Below are 14,636 nucleotides of genomic sequence, written 5' to 3' on the forward strand. Positions count from 1 at the left end.
TACAAAAGAAGCGCTACGCTTACAGCAATGAATTGTAACCTAAAGTTACAGCTATAGTTTAAACGGAATTTGAAATATTATACGGAATTGAAAGAACCTAATAAAACTTAACTTGAGAACAAAAACTTTGTCCCACTAAATAGAGGAGAACAGCTTTTAAAGCTATTCTCCTAAACAGAAGTGGGGAAAACCAGAGAGAGCCTTTCAGATGACAATTAATCAAGCCCTACAAAGGTAGTATGTACTTACATTGAAAATCTATACAACAAGCAGCTGGCTCAATAAACCAACTGCTCGGTTGTCACAACTGTCTCTTAAGGAGTTAAAGTTTAACGCAATTTCACGGGAATATAATTATGGCTGGTGGCCTATTTATAATTTGCACGATATTTGAACAAGTATTCATGAATGTTAGGGAAATTAATAAAAATTTCATTTTGTACAGAAATGAGGTGTTACAAATGGAGTTTAAAGAGAAAGATTTGGTAATGGTAAATCACCCGGATTACCCAGAATTACGAGGACTAGCAAAGGTAACACACGCAAAGCCGGGACGAAAACTTGTGTGGATTTCCCTTTATAAAGATAAGAATGAAAGAATTGCTCATATTGATTATCTGAAGTTAGTTGGCAGAAAAAGAGCAGCTAGCAAAAGCTAACTGCTCAGCCCTCGGGGAAAGGGAGAAAGAAAATTATGGAATTCACTGTTAATTCAAGCTGTATCGGCTCATTTATAGTATTGGACAACATTTAGAATTTTATTCGGAAAAATTCAAAAAGAGCAGCTAGCAAAAGCTAACTGCTTAAGTCAAGGAACTACTGATAGAGGTTCAGCTAAATAAGTTATGGCGTATAGCCTGTATACATTATATGCGGAATATTGAGACTTATACAGGGAGGTAGAGGGAAATGAAACGCTGCAGTAATTGTTTGGAAGAAACGGATTGGATAGATGAAGTATCAGAAATGTGTGATGCTTGTATCCATGAATACGATGAAAAGTCAACAAAATAATCCTTTTACAAATTACTAAAGAAGAAAATGGTATAATAAACACAATTGAATTATTAGTCCTACTGGAAGAACCAGCGGACACTGAACTATTAAGAGCATTAGCGATATTGCTCTGTAGTTTGGTGTCCGCTTTTTTATATTTCATTAGAAAAATAGACAAGGAGTGTTTTATATATGACGCAATTAACTTTTTTATCTAAAATTGATCGCGCAGCAACACAGGAAAAATTAGAAAGTCTTCTTGAAGAAGTACGTATTTATAGACAGTTCGGAATGGTTCGAGAAGAAATGAAAGTCACTCCTTCGTATGAAGTGAGATATCATGGTTCTACAAATGTAGTAGGAAATCCTTTAGAAGATGTAGCTTTAGAAAATATAAAGCGCAGTGAGCGTGAACAATACCTTAAAAATATGTCATTCCGCATTGATCAATTTTTAAGCCGTTTGGGTAATGGACGTGCAGGGAGAATTCAGAGGGACATCATTAATAAGCGTTATTTAGAAGAAGACGTATGTGATTATATGATTTATAACAAGATTGTAATGGCTGAACGTACTTATCGTCGTTGGAAGTCCAGAGCTTTTTATAATTTAGCTTTTGCTTTGAGATTAGAAGTATATGAGGTAGAAAATCATTAAGGAGGGGATGATCTGTGAATTTTGTATAACCTATTCGAGATCCGGAGCAGATACAACAAATCAAGGAATACCTGAAAGAAAAGAATGAACGAAATTACATCTTATTTGTAATTGGAATTAATACAGGCTTACGTATAAGCGATATTTTAAAACTGAGGGTTGGAGATTTAAAGGGAAGTCATATCTCAATGCGTGAAATGAAGACAGGTAAGCAGAAACGCATTCAGATTACTACAGCATTAAGAAGAGAGTTAAAGTGGTACATTGAAGATATGGAAGATTATGAGTATCTAATCAAGAGTAGGCAAGGAAAGAATCGACCAATCGGAAGAAGCATGGCATATAAAATACTCAGTACCACAGCAGCAGAGTTTGGATTAGATGAGATTGGAACACATACACTACGTAAGACGTTCGGATATCATATGTATATGCAGACAAAGAATATAGCCATTGCTAATGGAGATATTCAATCATTCATCCGAAAGAGTAACATTAAGATACATAGGTGTGAACCAAGATACAATGGATAAAGCAATGACTAGGTTCAAAATCTAATTATTTCTTTTTTCATTTCTGGGTTTTCAATGCTTTCCTATCAAGTTGATAATAAGAAATACCGCATAACAAAAAATTAAAAAAAGTTCTTGTTCTAATTGTTTTGGGCGAATTTATTTTTTTATATCTCATTATTTAACTGAAGTGCTAATTATCAAAAGTATTTTATTAGCCAATAAATTGTATTAATAGTTGGTTAAATTTATCACGTTCTTCCCAGAAGGGGCCATGACCACTGAATTGAAATGGTACAAGTTGTGAATTTGCTATTAAATTTTTTGTTTCTTTCCCTTTGGAAAATGGAACAATTTTATCATGGATACCATGAATAATTAACGTAGGTACAACTATTTTGCTAAGGTCATTGTAGACATTTTCATCTCTTAATGATGTCATAATCGCAGCGGTTGACCAACTAGCTGCCTGTAATCCTAGCTGAAAGAACCATTCTGAGAATGGTTTAGTGATTTTCTGAAAGAAAAAAAGATCCGTGACGCCCTCAAGCATTTTAGGACGATCATTTAGTGTTTCTGTAATGAACTTATTTGCAAATTCTTTTTCAACACTAGTTGGAGATGCAGCGTCTATAAGGACTAGTTTAGATACTCCAAACCCTTCATACCTAGCGATATAACGAATTGAAATAGCTCCTCCAGTGGAGTGTCCTGCTAATGTGACCCCCTTTAACTGCAACGCCTTTATTACTACATGTATATCATCTGCTAATCTGTCAAAATTGTAACCACTGAATGGTCTATCGGAATTACCATAGCCTCTCCAGTCAATGCCTATACATCGATATCCCATCGCCGGAAGAATATTGAATTGATATTCAAATTGTTTATGGTTTAAAGGCCATCCATGTATAAATAAAATTGTTTTATTACCCTGTGGATTTACATCTTCGACATATATTCTTACACCCGGTTCTACAGTAATAAAGTATCCCATGTGGATTCCTCCATATAATTAAGGCTGCCTTTACAATAAAATATTCAACTAGGTAAATAAATATGTTTAGTCTCTGCTTTTGTGCAATGTTACTCATTTTTATTGTGTTGTGTAACTCAAAAAAGAAAGTGTTATGAAGCTATGAATATCAAGGGCTGTATTGTTTGGGTTAGTTACACAAAATATAAGATATGGGTAAGTGAAGCAACAGCATAAAAAAGAAGTGTAGTTCGTCAAATGGACGTACCGTTCCATTATTACCATCAAGTTAAGAAATGCATTGTTTCCGATTAATGGTATCCGTTTTTATATAATTATTATAGATTTTGAAAAAATAAAAAATCGCCTTATAAAAGGCGATTCATAGTTTATTCGTTTTGCATTCTTTTGATAAATAAGTATCTTTTAAAGTTAAATGCGATGTTCTATATTAACGTCTTTCAGGTTCTTTTTCTTTTTTTCTAAGACCGAATAAACCTAATAGTCCTAATAAACCAAGCCACGCCCAATTATTATTATCATCACGATCATTATTTAAATCATTTGTTGTATTCACATTTCGAGTTCTAGTATCATAATTAACTCTATTCATGTTATTGTCATTAACTCGAGTTGTAATATCATTATTGTTAACTCTATTCATATTATTCCCATCGTATTCAGCGTGGACACTTGTACCAAAAAACATAATAGTTAGTAATAGAGCACTTAAAATAGATGACAATTTTTTCTTCATAGTTTTCCCTCCTTTCGTGTTTAGTAATATCTCCAGTTCCTTTAGGTAATATTCGTTTAAGAATATATAAGTCCATTTGAGTTGAAATTATGATGATCATCTTTAATTTCTAATTATTAAAAGTACTAATAATAATGGATTAGGTTAATTGCTATATATTTATAAGAATAAATTTTTTATAACAGTATATCCTATGGGAGGTAATTACTATATTTGGGTAAGGTGTTCCTTATGAGTTATAAGAACTTATTTTCTTTAATCTGGAACATGGTTGGGAAAATTTTTTCTATAGTAAGCATTGTTGTTAAAAGATTAATTTCTTTAAGGAGGAATATTTTAATGGGTATTTTAAGTGGAAATCCACAAAATGAACCAATGCACTACGGTGAAGTCTTTGGGATTTGGAGTTATCTTGCAGCGGCACAAGGTGCAATTGCTGGATATCAAGTTCTTATTAACCACACAGGAGACGAGGATTTGAAGAAATTTTTAGAAAATCTCGTAGAGAATGATATCCAATCAGAAGTTGAAGAATTAAAAAATTTATTAAAATTAAATGGTGTTGCATTACCGCCAGCACCTCCAGAAAGACCAGTTGCATCTATTGAAACTATTCCACCTGGCGCTCGTATAAATGACGCAGAAATTGCGGCAACGGTTTCTGCAGGTCTTGCTGCTGGTTTAGTAGCATGTAGCCAAGCTATGGGACAATCTCTTCGAGAAGATGTTGGAATGATGTTTGGTCAATTTCATATGAAAAAAGCACAAGCTGGAGCTATATTGCTTCGTCTGAATAAGAAAAAAGGTTGGATTATTCCACCTCCATTACATGTTCTACAATCAGATCAGGCATAAAAACTGAATGAAAACTCAATTTATTATTTATGACTGTTGCAGTGAGGCAGTCTAGGAAAATAAAGGTAATTAGCGAATTAAAATAAGTGGCAGAGTCATGACCGCTTTTTGGCAGTAAATGTGCCGGTTGTTTTGGAATTAGCATGTTATATTTTTATTGTGAGTAGTGGCGGAAAACAATGCTCACAAGATTCCTGATAACTGAAAATGGATCGTCATGACCGGTGGCGGTGGTTGTAGATTGGATGAACAGTTGTTTCTTGTTTTCACATTCAATTGCAATTCACGTTGTGTAGACGGAGAAGGGCTTTTGCTCTCTTTCAGTTAACAACATTCTAGGTAGATGGAATGAGGACGGTCTGATAAGTCGACCAAGAGTGTCTGTCGCGGTTGTTAGATGAAAGAGGCGTGAAAACACCTTCACCAAACTAAATGAAATATGCGATATACAAACACGACTTGTTTATTTGGGGAAACTGTTATTCTAGTGAATGGCAGCTTTCTACTTTTTAAAAGTAAAACTTCATTTACCGTATTTATAGTAATAACATAAGATTTTGACGAAAGGGCAACTGGTACATGGTTGCTCTTATATTAGTTACGATAAGTTACTTCGAGAAGTTGAATTTACACAAATCATGGAGAATCTTCTTTCAGTATTGACATTTACGGATTCGATAAAAAAACAATATCAAAATACAATTAATCAGTTTGAAACAGAACTAACTAAATATGAAAACTTATAATAAAAAGCATTCCTTATGGAGTGCTTTTTATTATGTAGGATATTCTTCTTTTCTGTCGAATAGATAGGGGAAAGGGGATGATCGTATGAGGGTATTTTTTAGAAATAAATCTGGAGAAATGATTCTTGATGCGAAGAATGAGGATGTAGCTAGTTTAATGGCTGTTTTGAAAGAAACTAAAAGTATTAAGATTGGCCTCTTTAATTATGATGTAAAGAAATATAAATTAGAGTATTATCGACATCCAAAAAATGAGGAACCAGAAAGAGAATTAAACATTATATTGGAACGTAACTATAATGATAATAATTGACAGCATCCAAAAACGGGTGCTTTCTTCTTTGTTATATAGAAATTAAATAATAATGAGGAATGTGAACAAGTATATAACTATACAATGTATAGAAAGGTTTCTGACATGTTACCCCATGTCTGTGGAGGGCACTTACTTAAGGAAGGGAAGTGCTCTCTTTCACATTTTGAGAAGGACAAGCATATATTATAGGATAGGACAAGCTCAATCGCTTATCCTATCCTATTGACTCCTTTCACAAATTTTAGCATCTGCTAACGCGGATGCTCTTTTTATTGAACAAAATTGACATTTGAATAGGAGTGCAAAAACATTTTATATTCAAATAAAAGGATGTTTATGTTAAAAAATAGAATTTTTACCTTTAGTGGGTAATTTAAACTAAGGGGTATAAATTCGATGCGAAAAGAAAAGGTTTTGTTAAAGCGATGGAAGGCGGATTTACAAGCTGTTCAAGAAGAGAAGCGGTTGAAGAAGAAGACTAAGAAAAAGACTAAGAAAAAGACTAAGAAATATAGCATTCCTGGCAATACAACTGACTTTATGAATGGTAAGAACACTTATCGTAAAGAGAATGGGGTATGGAAACAGAGAAATAAATAATGTGAGGATAAATGAGTTTGATTAAGTTTATAGCAATTATCCTAGGCGCTACCTTTATAGGTTTAGCGTCTTATTTTATTTTGCGAAGGAAGTGATGGAATGGAGCAATGTGGATGGTTTATTGCTGGGTTCATACTTTGCTTAGTGATTATGATTCAATTCATTAAAGCAAAGGAAGTAAAGGAATTAGATTAATAAGGGAGTGAGAATAATGTGTGAGCATAAGTATCAAATGTTAGATAGTGAGACTACTGCCTTTTATGCTAACAATAAACAATTCGGTATGGATGTCTCTGCTATTTTCTATTGCGAGAAGTGTCTTGATATCCAATATCATGAGAAGAGGATTGAAGGGTGAGGATAGATGGAATGTAACGGTAAATTGTTAACAGAAGAACAAATAGATCGGTTGCAATTCATGCTTAATAACTATTATAAGAAGAGCATGGACATTTGTTCCTGTGATGTGGAACGAGTCTTGAACAAAAAAGAAGTGGAACTAACTAAAGTTGAGAAGGCAATTGTTATTGCTACAATTCTTCATGCTATTGATGAGGAAGAACTTGAAGAATATGTGGAGTTAGAAAAGTTACTACCATTAATTAAAGTGCTTGATGGATTATATGAGAACACAACACCGAAAGTGAAGAAAGAAGCTACAGTTAGTTTAATTAATAAACTGATTGATGATTTCTTAAAAGGAAACAAAGCGGTGGATACCAATGAAACAATACAAAACAACAGAAGCGTAAGTTCTATGACAGCGGTGAGTGGAAGAGTATACGTGAACAAGTAAATCAAAATACATTGCTTATGGTGCAGGTCCAGGTGCAAGCTACTCTAAAATTCGTCAGTTAAACAAACCAGAATCATATGTTGTGTGGGCTGAAAAAGACGGATGGTTAAACCTTGGTGGAGAGCAATGGATTAAATACGATTCTTCTTATGTGAAATTCGATAAGAAAAGCACAGTTGATTCATCGGTAGGTAAACGTGTTGTGTCCAAGGTGGACAACCTACGTTTCTATGATTCTCCATCTTGGCAGGATAAAGATGGAGCTGGCACAGTTGATGCAGGATTAGGATTTACTATCGATGCAAAAGTAACTGTCAATGGATCACCACAATACAGAGTACACAATAGTCGAGGGAAAACTTTCTATATTACAGCTAATAATGCATTGGTATATATGAAGTAACAAATAAGACCGCTCTTAATAGAGGCGGTCTTATTTACTTTCGTATTTTAAACTGTTGTTATTCCCCACATGCTAAATTCGTAATGATATTCTGTAGTCTCAATACATACTCCGAATTCTAAATCGTCACCAACTAATACAAAATCTGCATACCCAGTTAGAAATCTTGATATAGCTGATAACTCTTCTAAATTATTAAATACTTCAGTGATGTTTAGCTTAACTGCTTCAATTTTACCCCCTCTAGAGAAAAATAGTCTTCCTTGATTAACTGGAAATTTAATAGTTTTAACTGTTTCTTTCAATAATTCTATTGAAATCTTGATATTTTCTTTATAATTTGTGTCACCTAAAATTTTTATGTCTGAATTTTTTTCTAGCTTACTATATAATTCTTTACAAAATAAATCATTAGATTCTGCATCCATAAATGATTCCATAGAAATCGTAACAATACTAGAAAGTTCGTTTATAAGTTCTTTTCTATTAGCGTTTCTTTTAGCTTTTCTTTTAAGAATCTCCATTCGACTTTTATCCACATTACTCAAAATTTTTCACACCTTTTTTTTATTTTTTACCTGTTTTCTTGTAACCCTCAAAATCCTCAGGATAATGTCCATCTTCCTGACTGTATCTCCCTTTCTTCCAAGGATTTCTACTTGTATTATCTGCAGTATGGAAATGGGGCCATCTTCCCATTTTATCTTCTTTATGTTCGATAATATACTTTGTTTCACCTTTAAAATTAGTGTACTCCTCTACCCATCTATGTTCAGTAGTCCCATCAAATACTTGAACAGGTTTTTTGCGCGGAGTAGAGTTAGGAATTCCAGCGGCTCGTCTTGCTTTCCGATATGCACTATTATTAGTTAATAATTTATCTTGTCTCTCAAGATGATCCTTATAATTTTCAGTGGCTTTAGCAGCTTTTTTAGCAGCTTGGGCTGCATCTGCAGTCATTTTCACACCTTTCACCATTTTAGCAAGCTTCCCAACTGGTGTAACACCCAGAACCATCATTCCGCCAGCTGAACCTCGATCCAACCATGAAAGTTTATCGCCTGTTGATGGATCTATACCTTATAGTTAATAGGAGATGTAAGCGATGGAAATGCAAGTTTTCGACGTTAACGAATCTGTATCATGTATCATCAAAGTACCAGTAGATGCAAGTGAGTATACATTTCTATTCCACAAGGATTCAATACTTGGCGAATCGTTATTTTTATTAGAAGATGAGAGGCGGTATAGTTTGATGAATGAAGAGATAGTTAATAAAATAGGTGCAATCACATCGGAGCAACTCAAGAGGGGTTTTTTCGGAGATTTAAAAGGTTGGGTATGGATTGAGGTTGATGACATTGGTTTATACAGAAGAAAGGCAACAAATCAAGAGGTAGAAATGTATAAGTATGTAAAAGGAAATATAAAAGAGAATTTAGCCGATAAAGTGAAAGTCCCCCTCGAGTGAGACGGGCTTTTTCGTTAATTTAGGGTAGGAGCAGACCAATTGGACTTGAAAATCATTTTATCTCCAGATCTTTCAAGGTTTGCTTTTACTATATTATTATCTTCTTGATGGTATGGGATTTCCTAGAAGATCATTAATTCTTCTACATGCTAATCATTTCTTTTGTAGTTTTACATCAAAAGAAAGGTGAAGTAAGGCAATATAATCATCTGGGATATCATTTCCGAAATACTCGTCTACTTCAATTTTTTGCTCACATTTTGCTCACAAATGATATAAAAACGCGTGGAAAAATATGGAATTCATTTTAATATTAAAATATGATATAACAAATAAAAAGAGCTATAAATGCTTGTTTAATAGGCATTCACGGCTCTTTTGTATTTTTTATATTATACCAAATGAACAATCTTAAAACTGTTCATTTTTCTCCCAAGATTCAACGATATAATGAGCAATTGTCGGATTGAATCCTTTTCCAACCAAGAACATAATCGCAGCAACTTCTGTCATAGCATGTTCTGCGGATGTGTGTTTTGCCTCATTCATTCCGTACTCTACCCATGGTTTTACGAAGTCCAACACGGGTTTCTTTAATGATAAAAATTGTGTACCAACAACTTGTTGAATTTGTTGTTGTGTAGGTTCAGCTGGAATTGAAGGTGTAGGCGGCCCCGGTGGTAAGATTTGTATTTGTGCTGGGTCTAATGATGGTGTTGGTGGTGAAACACGTGGATCCTGGTATGATTGATACATTTGTGGTTGCTGATATAGAGGTTGTTGAGCTACATATGGATTCTGCTGGTACTGAGTTTCATGAGGTTGCTGAGTTACGTATGGATTCTGCTGGTACTGAGTTTCATGAGGTTGCTGAGTTACGTATGGATTTTGCTGGTACTGAGTTTCATGAGGTTGTTGAGTTACGTATGAATTTTGCTGGTACTGAGTTTCATAAGGTTGTTGAGCTAAGTATGAATTCTGTTGATATTGAAATTCTTGTTCTTGTACTTCTTGCTCCCGGGTTTCAAACTGCTGCTCTTGAGATTGTTGTTCTTGATCTTGAGGATAGTATGGTTGCCCTGGATAAGGTTGTTGATTATTATAGAACATTTTTATTTCCTCCTTCATGATCGTACGTACAAAACAGTCTATGGGCGGACAAGAAAATATGTGATGAAAAAATGAGAGCGTGTTACAATAAGAAATTGGGTGAAGATAAATGAAAAAACAAGAACAAATACAAAAAACAGTTGCTTTTGTAAAGAATATTTTAGAAACAGATGCCAGTGGACATGATTGGTATCACATTGAGCGTGTACATAAATTAGCGATTTCTTTGTCTGAAAAAGAAGGTGGAGATCGTTTTGTAATTGAGATGGCAGCTTTACTTCACGATGTAGCAGATGAGAAGTTAAATGAAAGTGAAGAAGCTGGTATGAAAAAGGTTTCTGATTGGTTAGAAGGATTGGATGTTACTGAAGAAGAAAAGAAGCAGATCATTCATATTATTGCGAATATGTCATATAAAGGCGGACATGGCGGTAATGTAGAAACATTGGAAGGAAAGGTTGTTCAAGATGCGGACCGACTAGATGCACTTGGTGCAATTGGTATTGCCCGTACGTTTGCTTATGGCGGTGCGAAAGGTCGTTTAATGTATGACCCAAATATTCCACCCCGTGAAGGAATGACGAAAGAAGAGTATCGAAAAAATAATGATCCATCGTTAAATCATTTCTATGAAAAGCTTTTGAAGTTGAAAGATTTAATGAATACAGAAGCTGCAAAAAAAGAGGCTGAAGTTCGTCATCGCTATATGGAAGAGTTTATCGAACAATTTATGAAAGAGTGGAATGCACAAATATGAAAATGCTAACAGTAGAAAACGTATCAAAATCATATGGGGATAAACCATTATTTGATGGATTATCATTTAGTATTGCAGAGGGACAACGTGCAGGGATTATTGGTGTAAACGGTACAGGGAAATCTACATTATTAAAAATTATTGCAGGGATAGAGATTCCTGATACAGGTGATATGACGCATACGCGTGGTTATACAATTAGTTATTTATCACAGCAACCGGATTTTAATGAGAATTTAACAGTGCTTGAACAAGTGTTTCACGGTGATACACCGTTAATTCGCCTTCTTCGTGAATACGAACAAGCCTTATTAAACATAGAAAAAGACCCAAGTAATGAAAAAGTGCAAGAACAATTATTTGCAGTGCAGCAACGTATGGATGCGATGAATGCATGGGAAGCAAATGCGAATGCAAAATCACTTTTAACGAAGCTAGGCATTACAGATTTCACAGCAACTGTGGGGAACTTATCTGGTGGACAAAAGAAACGTATTGCAATGGCGCAGTGCTTTATTGAAACACCGGATTTGTTAATATTAGATGAGCCAACCAACCATCTTGATCATGAAACGGTAGAATGGCTAGAAGAGTACTTAGCACGTTATACAGGAGCGGTTTTACTTGTAACACATGATCGTTATTTCTTAGACCGTGTTACCAATCGTATTTTTGAACTAGATGGCGGTAAGCTGTATAGCTATGAAGGAAACTACAGTACATTTTTAGAAGCAAAGGCACTTCGTGAAGAGCAAGAATTAGCGCAAGAATCAAAGCGTCAAAACTTATATCGCCGCGAACTTGCTTGGATTCGTCGTGGTGCGAAAGCTCGTTCTACAAAACAAAAAGCACGTATTCAGCGCTTCGAAGAATTGAAAGAACAAGAAGGTCCAGCAGCGAAGCAATCTGTGGATATTTCACTCAGCGGGAGCCGATTAGGAAAGAAAGTGCTCGAATTAAAAGATGTGACGAAAAAGTTTGGTGATAAAACGGTCCTTCATAACTTTAATCATATTGTGAAACCAGGCGATCGAATTGGTATTATTGGGGCTAATGGTAGCGGGAAATCATCTTTATTAAATATGCTTGCAGGCAAATTATCACCTGACAGTGGTGAAATTGAAGTTGGACAAACTGTGAAAGTTGCTTATTATACGCAAGAAAATGAAGAGATGAATTTAAATCAACGGATGATTGAATATATTAAAGAAATTGCAGAAGTCATTCATACAACGGATGGTAAAGTCATTGGAGTATCCCAAATGCTTGAGCGTTTCTTATTCCCACCGCATTCACATGGAACACCACTTGGTAAACTATCAGGTGGTGAAAGAAGACGTCTATATTTATTACGTCTTTTAATGGGAGAGCCAAATGTACTTCTATTAGATGAGCCGACCAACGATCTAGATACACAAACGTTAACAGTACTAGAAGACTATTTAGAAGATTTCCCAGGTGTCGTTCTTACTGTATCGCATGATCGCTATTTCTTAGATAAAGTAGTAGATGAATTATTTATCTTTACTGGTGGCGGAGAAGTTCGTGAATTCCTAGGAAGCTATAGTGATTACCTGGATATACAAAAGGCGCAAGAACTATTAGAAAAAGTAGAAGTACAGAAAGAAAAGAAAGTGGAAGAGGCTCCAAAGCAACAACGTAAGCGTAAACTTTCATATCACGAACAACGTGAATGGGAAACGATTGAAGATACGATTGCGGGGCTTGAAGAGAAGCTTGAAACGATTGGAGAAGAACTTGCAAATGTGGGTTCTGATTTCACAAAGGCACAAGAGCTTTCTGAAGCGCAGGAGCAAACAGAAGAAGAGCTAGAAAAAGCGATGGAACGTTGGAGCGAACTATCTGACATCGTTGAAGGTTTAAAATAAAAACAAGCTGCATATATTGAAATGTAAAGAGAAAAACTTTACACTAGTGGTAGAACTTATTTTAGGAGGGAAAAAATGAGAACATCTAATCCAATGTTGAAAAAAGAAACCTTTCGTAAACAAGGAGCAAGTGCGTCTGCGATGACAATTGGTGGAGCTGTAGGCAAAACATTTATTATGCTTGTTTTGCTTCTTGCAACGTCTGTCTATTCATACATACAGATGTATACTGGGAAAATGCAAATGCCTGTTTTAATTGGAGCATTAATTGTGGCTGCAATTATCGCATTTGCGGCTATCTTCTTCCCAAAAATGGCGCCTATTACGGCACCTATTTATGCAGCTGTTGAAGGGGTTGTCCTAGGGAGTATTTCAGCGGTATATGCGATTCGTTTTGACAATTCTATTATCTTAAATGCTGTATTACTAACAATTTCAATTTTATTTGCAATGTTAGTTTTATATGCAACTCGTGCAGTGAAGGTTACAGATAAATTCCGTACAGGTGTGATGGCTGCAACGTTTGGGATTTTGATTATGTATTTAATTGTTTTTCTATTAAATATGTTTGGTGTTACTGTTCCATATATTCACCAAGGTGGAACAATTGGTATCATCATCAGTGCAGTTGTGATTATAGTAGCTGCATTAAATTTATTACTAGACTTCGATTTAATTGAAAATGGCGCACGTAGTGGAGCTCCAAAATATATGGAGTGGTACAGTGCGATGGGACTAATGATGACATTAGTATGGTTGTACTTAGAAATTCTTCGTTTCGTTTCTTACTTTGCGAAAAATGACTAATTGAAAGAAACCCTGTATGTTTCAAACATGCAGGGTTTCTTTTTGTGTTTCTTAAACTCAAAATTGATATTTTAAAATCAAGAATAATTTGTTTTATATGGTGTAATATGGATAGTGAGAGTGATAAGAATTATTAATTTATAGCAGAGGGAAGAGATTATGATGAAAGAAAGGACTATTAATAAACTACTAGGAAAGAGCTTTTTTATTGAATGAGATGACGCTTTGACTTATCTATCTGCTGCATCTAAGAAAAAACTTAAATGTGAAAGTAAAGTTAAACCGAATATTTTTTATCTGGAAAAAATACTGTATCAAGTGACATACGGATGGCTCAAGGAGGAAATTACATATCTTGTAGCGAGGTATAAGTGAAAAAATTAAGTGTAAACATTTTAAGAAATTTTGCATGATTGAAACATGCAGAATTTCTTTTTTTTATTTTATTAGATTCAAAGTGGGTTTTTCCTTTTAGAAATATATCATTTTACATTTTTTACCTAACTTCTATTTTTTTCTACAATAAAGAAAAAAATGTGAGGTGGTATCAATATGATGAATCGAGTTGTATTAATTGGAAGATTGACAAAAGATCCAGAACTATACTACACAAAGCAAGGGATTGCTTATGCACGTATATGCGTTGCGGTAAATAGAGGGTTTCGAAATAGCCTAGGAGAGCAGCAAGCAGATTACATTTACTGTGTTGTCTGGAGAAAATCGGCTGAAAATGTATCAGAGTATTGCCAAAAAGGTTCGCTAGTTGGGATTACAGGGCGGATTCATACGAGTAACTATGATAATGAGCAGGGAAAGAGGCTGTATAAAACAGAAGTTGTGATTGAAAGGATTACATTTTTGGAGCGGAAGAGAGAGGGCGCATCACAGTAAAACAAGAAAATATAAGTAAAAAGAACTGCATTTATAATACAGTTCTTTTTACTTATGCTGATCATTTAGAACATAAATGTAAATTTTATAACAGGGT

At 34.7% G+C, this 14,636-nt stretch carries 15 protein-coding genes and 5 pseudogenes; 15 read left to right on the top strand and 5 right to left on the bottom strand.

What is annotated here, in order from left to right:
* The first annotated feature begins 461 nt into the window (after nt 1-461).
* The 3 genes and pseudogenes from QRY57_RS11815 to QRY57_RS11825 all read left to right on the top strand — a co-directional run bounded on the left by QRY57_RS11815 (nt 462) and on the right by QRY57_RS11825 (nt 2,211).
* Nucleotides 462-659 carry a hypothetical protein gene (locus tag QRY57_RS11815; protein WP_026592381.1) on the top strand — a complete coding sequence of 66 codons (198 nt, stop codon included), beginning with the start codon at nt 462-464 and terminating at the stop codon, nt 657-659.
* 529 nt (nt 660-1,188) lie between these two features.
* Nucleotides 1,189-1,653, top strand: coding sequence for an ArpU family phage packaging/lysis transcriptional regulator (locus tag QRY57_RS11820; RefSeq protein WP_286017512.1), 465 nt, complete (start codon nt 1,189-1,191; stop codon nt 1,651-1,653).
* A gap of 32 nt (nt 1,654-1,685) precedes the next feature.
* Nucleotides 1,686-2,211 (top strand): annotated as a pseudogene (locus QRY57_RS11825) (site-specific integrase).
* A gap of 168 nt (nt 2,212-2,379) precedes the next feature.
* Here the strand turns inward: QRY57_RS11825 and QRY57_RS11830 are convergent.
* Together QRY57_RS11830 and QRY57_RS11835 are read right to left on the bottom strand one after the other, a co-directional pair.
* Complete coding sequence (locus QRY57_RS11830) at nt 2,380-3,162, bottom strand: alpha/beta fold hydrolase (RefSeq protein WP_286017513.1); 783 nt, start codon at nt 3,160-3,162, stop codon at nt 2,380-2,382.
* A gap of 430 nt (nt 3,163-3,592) precedes the next feature.
* Nucleotides 3,593-3,898 (bottom strand): WGxxGxxG family protein, encoded by a 306-nt coding sequence (locus tag QRY57_RS11835; RefSeq protein WP_026592379.1) that lies wholly within the window; start codon nt 3,896-3,898, stop codon nt 3,593-3,595.
* Nucleotides 3,899-4,237: 339 nt separating this feature from the next.
* Here QRY57_RS11835 and QRY57_RS11840 point away from each other — a divergent pair, with 339 nt between their 5' ends.
* From QRY57_RS11840 to QRY57_RS11865, 6 genes and pseudogenes are all read left to right on the top strand, one after another.
* On the top strand, nt 4,238-4,753 hold the full coding sequence (locus QRY57_RS11840; protein WP_286017514.1) for a DUF3231 family protein: 516 nt from the start codon (nt 4,238-4,240) through the stop codon (nt 4,751-4,753).
* A gap of 831 nt (nt 4,754-5,584) precedes the next feature.
* Nucleotides 5,585-5,812, top strand: coding sequence for a hypothetical protein (locus tag QRY57_RS11845; protein WP_098302966.1), 228 nt, complete (start codon nt 5,585-5,587; stop codon nt 5,810-5,812).
* Between the two features lie 399 nt (nt 5,813-6,211).
* Complete coding sequence (locus tag QRY57_RS11850; RefSeq protein WP_286017515.1) at nt 6,212-6,415, top strand: hypothetical protein; 204 nt, start codon at nt 6,212-6,214, stop codon at nt 6,413-6,415.
* 211 nt (nt 6,416-6,626) lie between these two features.
* Nucleotides 6,627-6,773 carry a hypothetical protein gene (locus tag QRY57_RS11855; RefSeq protein WP_286017516.1) on the top strand — a complete coding sequence of 49 codons (147 nt, stop codon included), beginning with the start codon at nt 6,627-6,629 and terminating at the stop codon, nt 6,771-6,773.
* 374 nt (nt 6,774-7,147) lie between these two features.
* Nucleotides 7,148-7,216: pseudogene (locus QRY57_RS11860) on the top strand (HNH endonuclease); the annotation flags it as partial.
* Between the two features lie 17 nt (nt 7,217-7,233).
* Nucleotides 7,234-7,614 (top strand): annotated as a pseudogene (locus QRY57_RS11865) (N-acetylmuramoyl-L-alanine amidase); the annotation flags it as partial.
* Between the two features lie 47 nt (nt 7,615-7,661).
* On the opposite strand, the gene QRY57_RS11870 reads toward QRY57_RS11865, so the two are convergent.
* Both QRY57_RS11870 and QRY57_RS11875 read right to left on the bottom strand, forming a co-directional pair.
* The gene (locus QRY57_RS11870; RefSeq protein ID WP_286017517.1) at nt 7,662-8,162 is read right to left on the bottom strand and encodes a YxiF family protein; all 501 of its coding nucleotides are present in this window, start codon (nt 8,160-8,162) and stop codon (nt 7,662-7,664) included.
* A 19-nt stretch (nt 8,163-8,181) separates the two neighbouring features.
* Nucleotides 8,182-8,694: pseudogene (locus tag QRY57_RS11875) on the bottom strand (HNH/endonuclease VII fold putative polymorphic toxin); the annotation flags it as partial.
* A 25-nt stretch (nt 8,695-8,719) separates the two neighbouring features.
* Here QRY57_RS11875 and QRY57_RS11880 point away from each other — a divergent pair.
* Nucleotides 8,720-9,085 (top strand): hypothetical protein, encoded by a 366-nt coding sequence (locus tag QRY57_RS11880; protein WP_286017518.1) that lies wholly within the window; start codon nt 8,720-8,722, stop codon nt 9,083-9,085.
* Between the two features lie 411 nt (nt 9,086-9,496).
* On the opposite strand, the gene QRY57_RS11885 is transcribed toward QRY57_RS11880, so the two are convergent.
* Entirely contained in the window at nt 9,497-10,195 is a 699-nt protein-coding gene (locus tag QRY57_RS11885) for a hypothetical protein (RefSeq protein WP_286017519.1), read from the bottom strand.
* A gap of 109 nt (nt 10,196-10,304) precedes the next feature.
* Here QRY57_RS11885 and QRY57_RS11890 point away from each other — a divergent pair, with 109 nt between their 5' ends.
* The 5 genes and pseudogenes from QRY57_RS11890 (at nt 10,305) to QRY57_RS11905 (ending at nt 14,539) form a co-directional block, all read left to right on the top strand.
* Nucleotides 10,305-10,952, top strand: coding sequence for an HD domain-containing protein (locus QRY57_RS11890; protein WP_026592370.1), 648 nt, complete (start codon nt 10,305-10,307; stop codon nt 10,950-10,952).
* Nucleotides 10,949-12,841: an ABC-F family ATP-binding cassette domain-containing protein gene (locus tag QRY57_RS11895; protein WP_286017520.1), complete on the top strand. Its 1,893-nt coding sequence runs from the start codon at nt 10,949-10,951 to the stop codon at nt 12,839-12,841. Before QRY57_RS11890 ends, QRY57_RS11895 begins: the two co-directional genes overlap by 4 nt.
* A 75-nt stretch (nt 12,842-12,916) precedes the next feature.
* Nucleotides 12,917-13,648 (top strand): Bax inhibitor-1/YccA family protein, encoded by a 732-nt coding sequence (locus QRY57_RS11900; protein WP_286017521.1) that lies wholly within the window; start codon nt 12,917-12,919, stop codon nt 13,646-13,648.
* A 225-nt stretch (nt 13,649-13,873) separates the two neighbouring features.
* Nucleotides 13,874-14,019: pseudogene (locus QRY57_RS27295) on the top strand (DUF4318 domain-containing protein).
* Nucleotides 14,020-14,200: 181 nt separating this feature from the next.
* Nucleotides 14,201-14,539, top strand: a complete 339-nt coding sequence (locus tag QRY57_RS11905; RefSeq protein WP_026592367.1) for a single-stranded DNA-binding protein — start codon at nt 14,201-14,203, stop codon at nt 14,537-14,539.
* Nucleotides 14,540-14,636 lie beyond the last annotated feature (97 nt).

Origin of the sequence: Bacillus arachidis (assembly GCF_030285945.1) — a bacterium.
Taxonomy (GTDB): domain Bacteria; phylum Bacillota; class Bacilli; order Bacillales; family Bacillaceae_G; genus Bacillus_A; species Bacillus_A arachidis.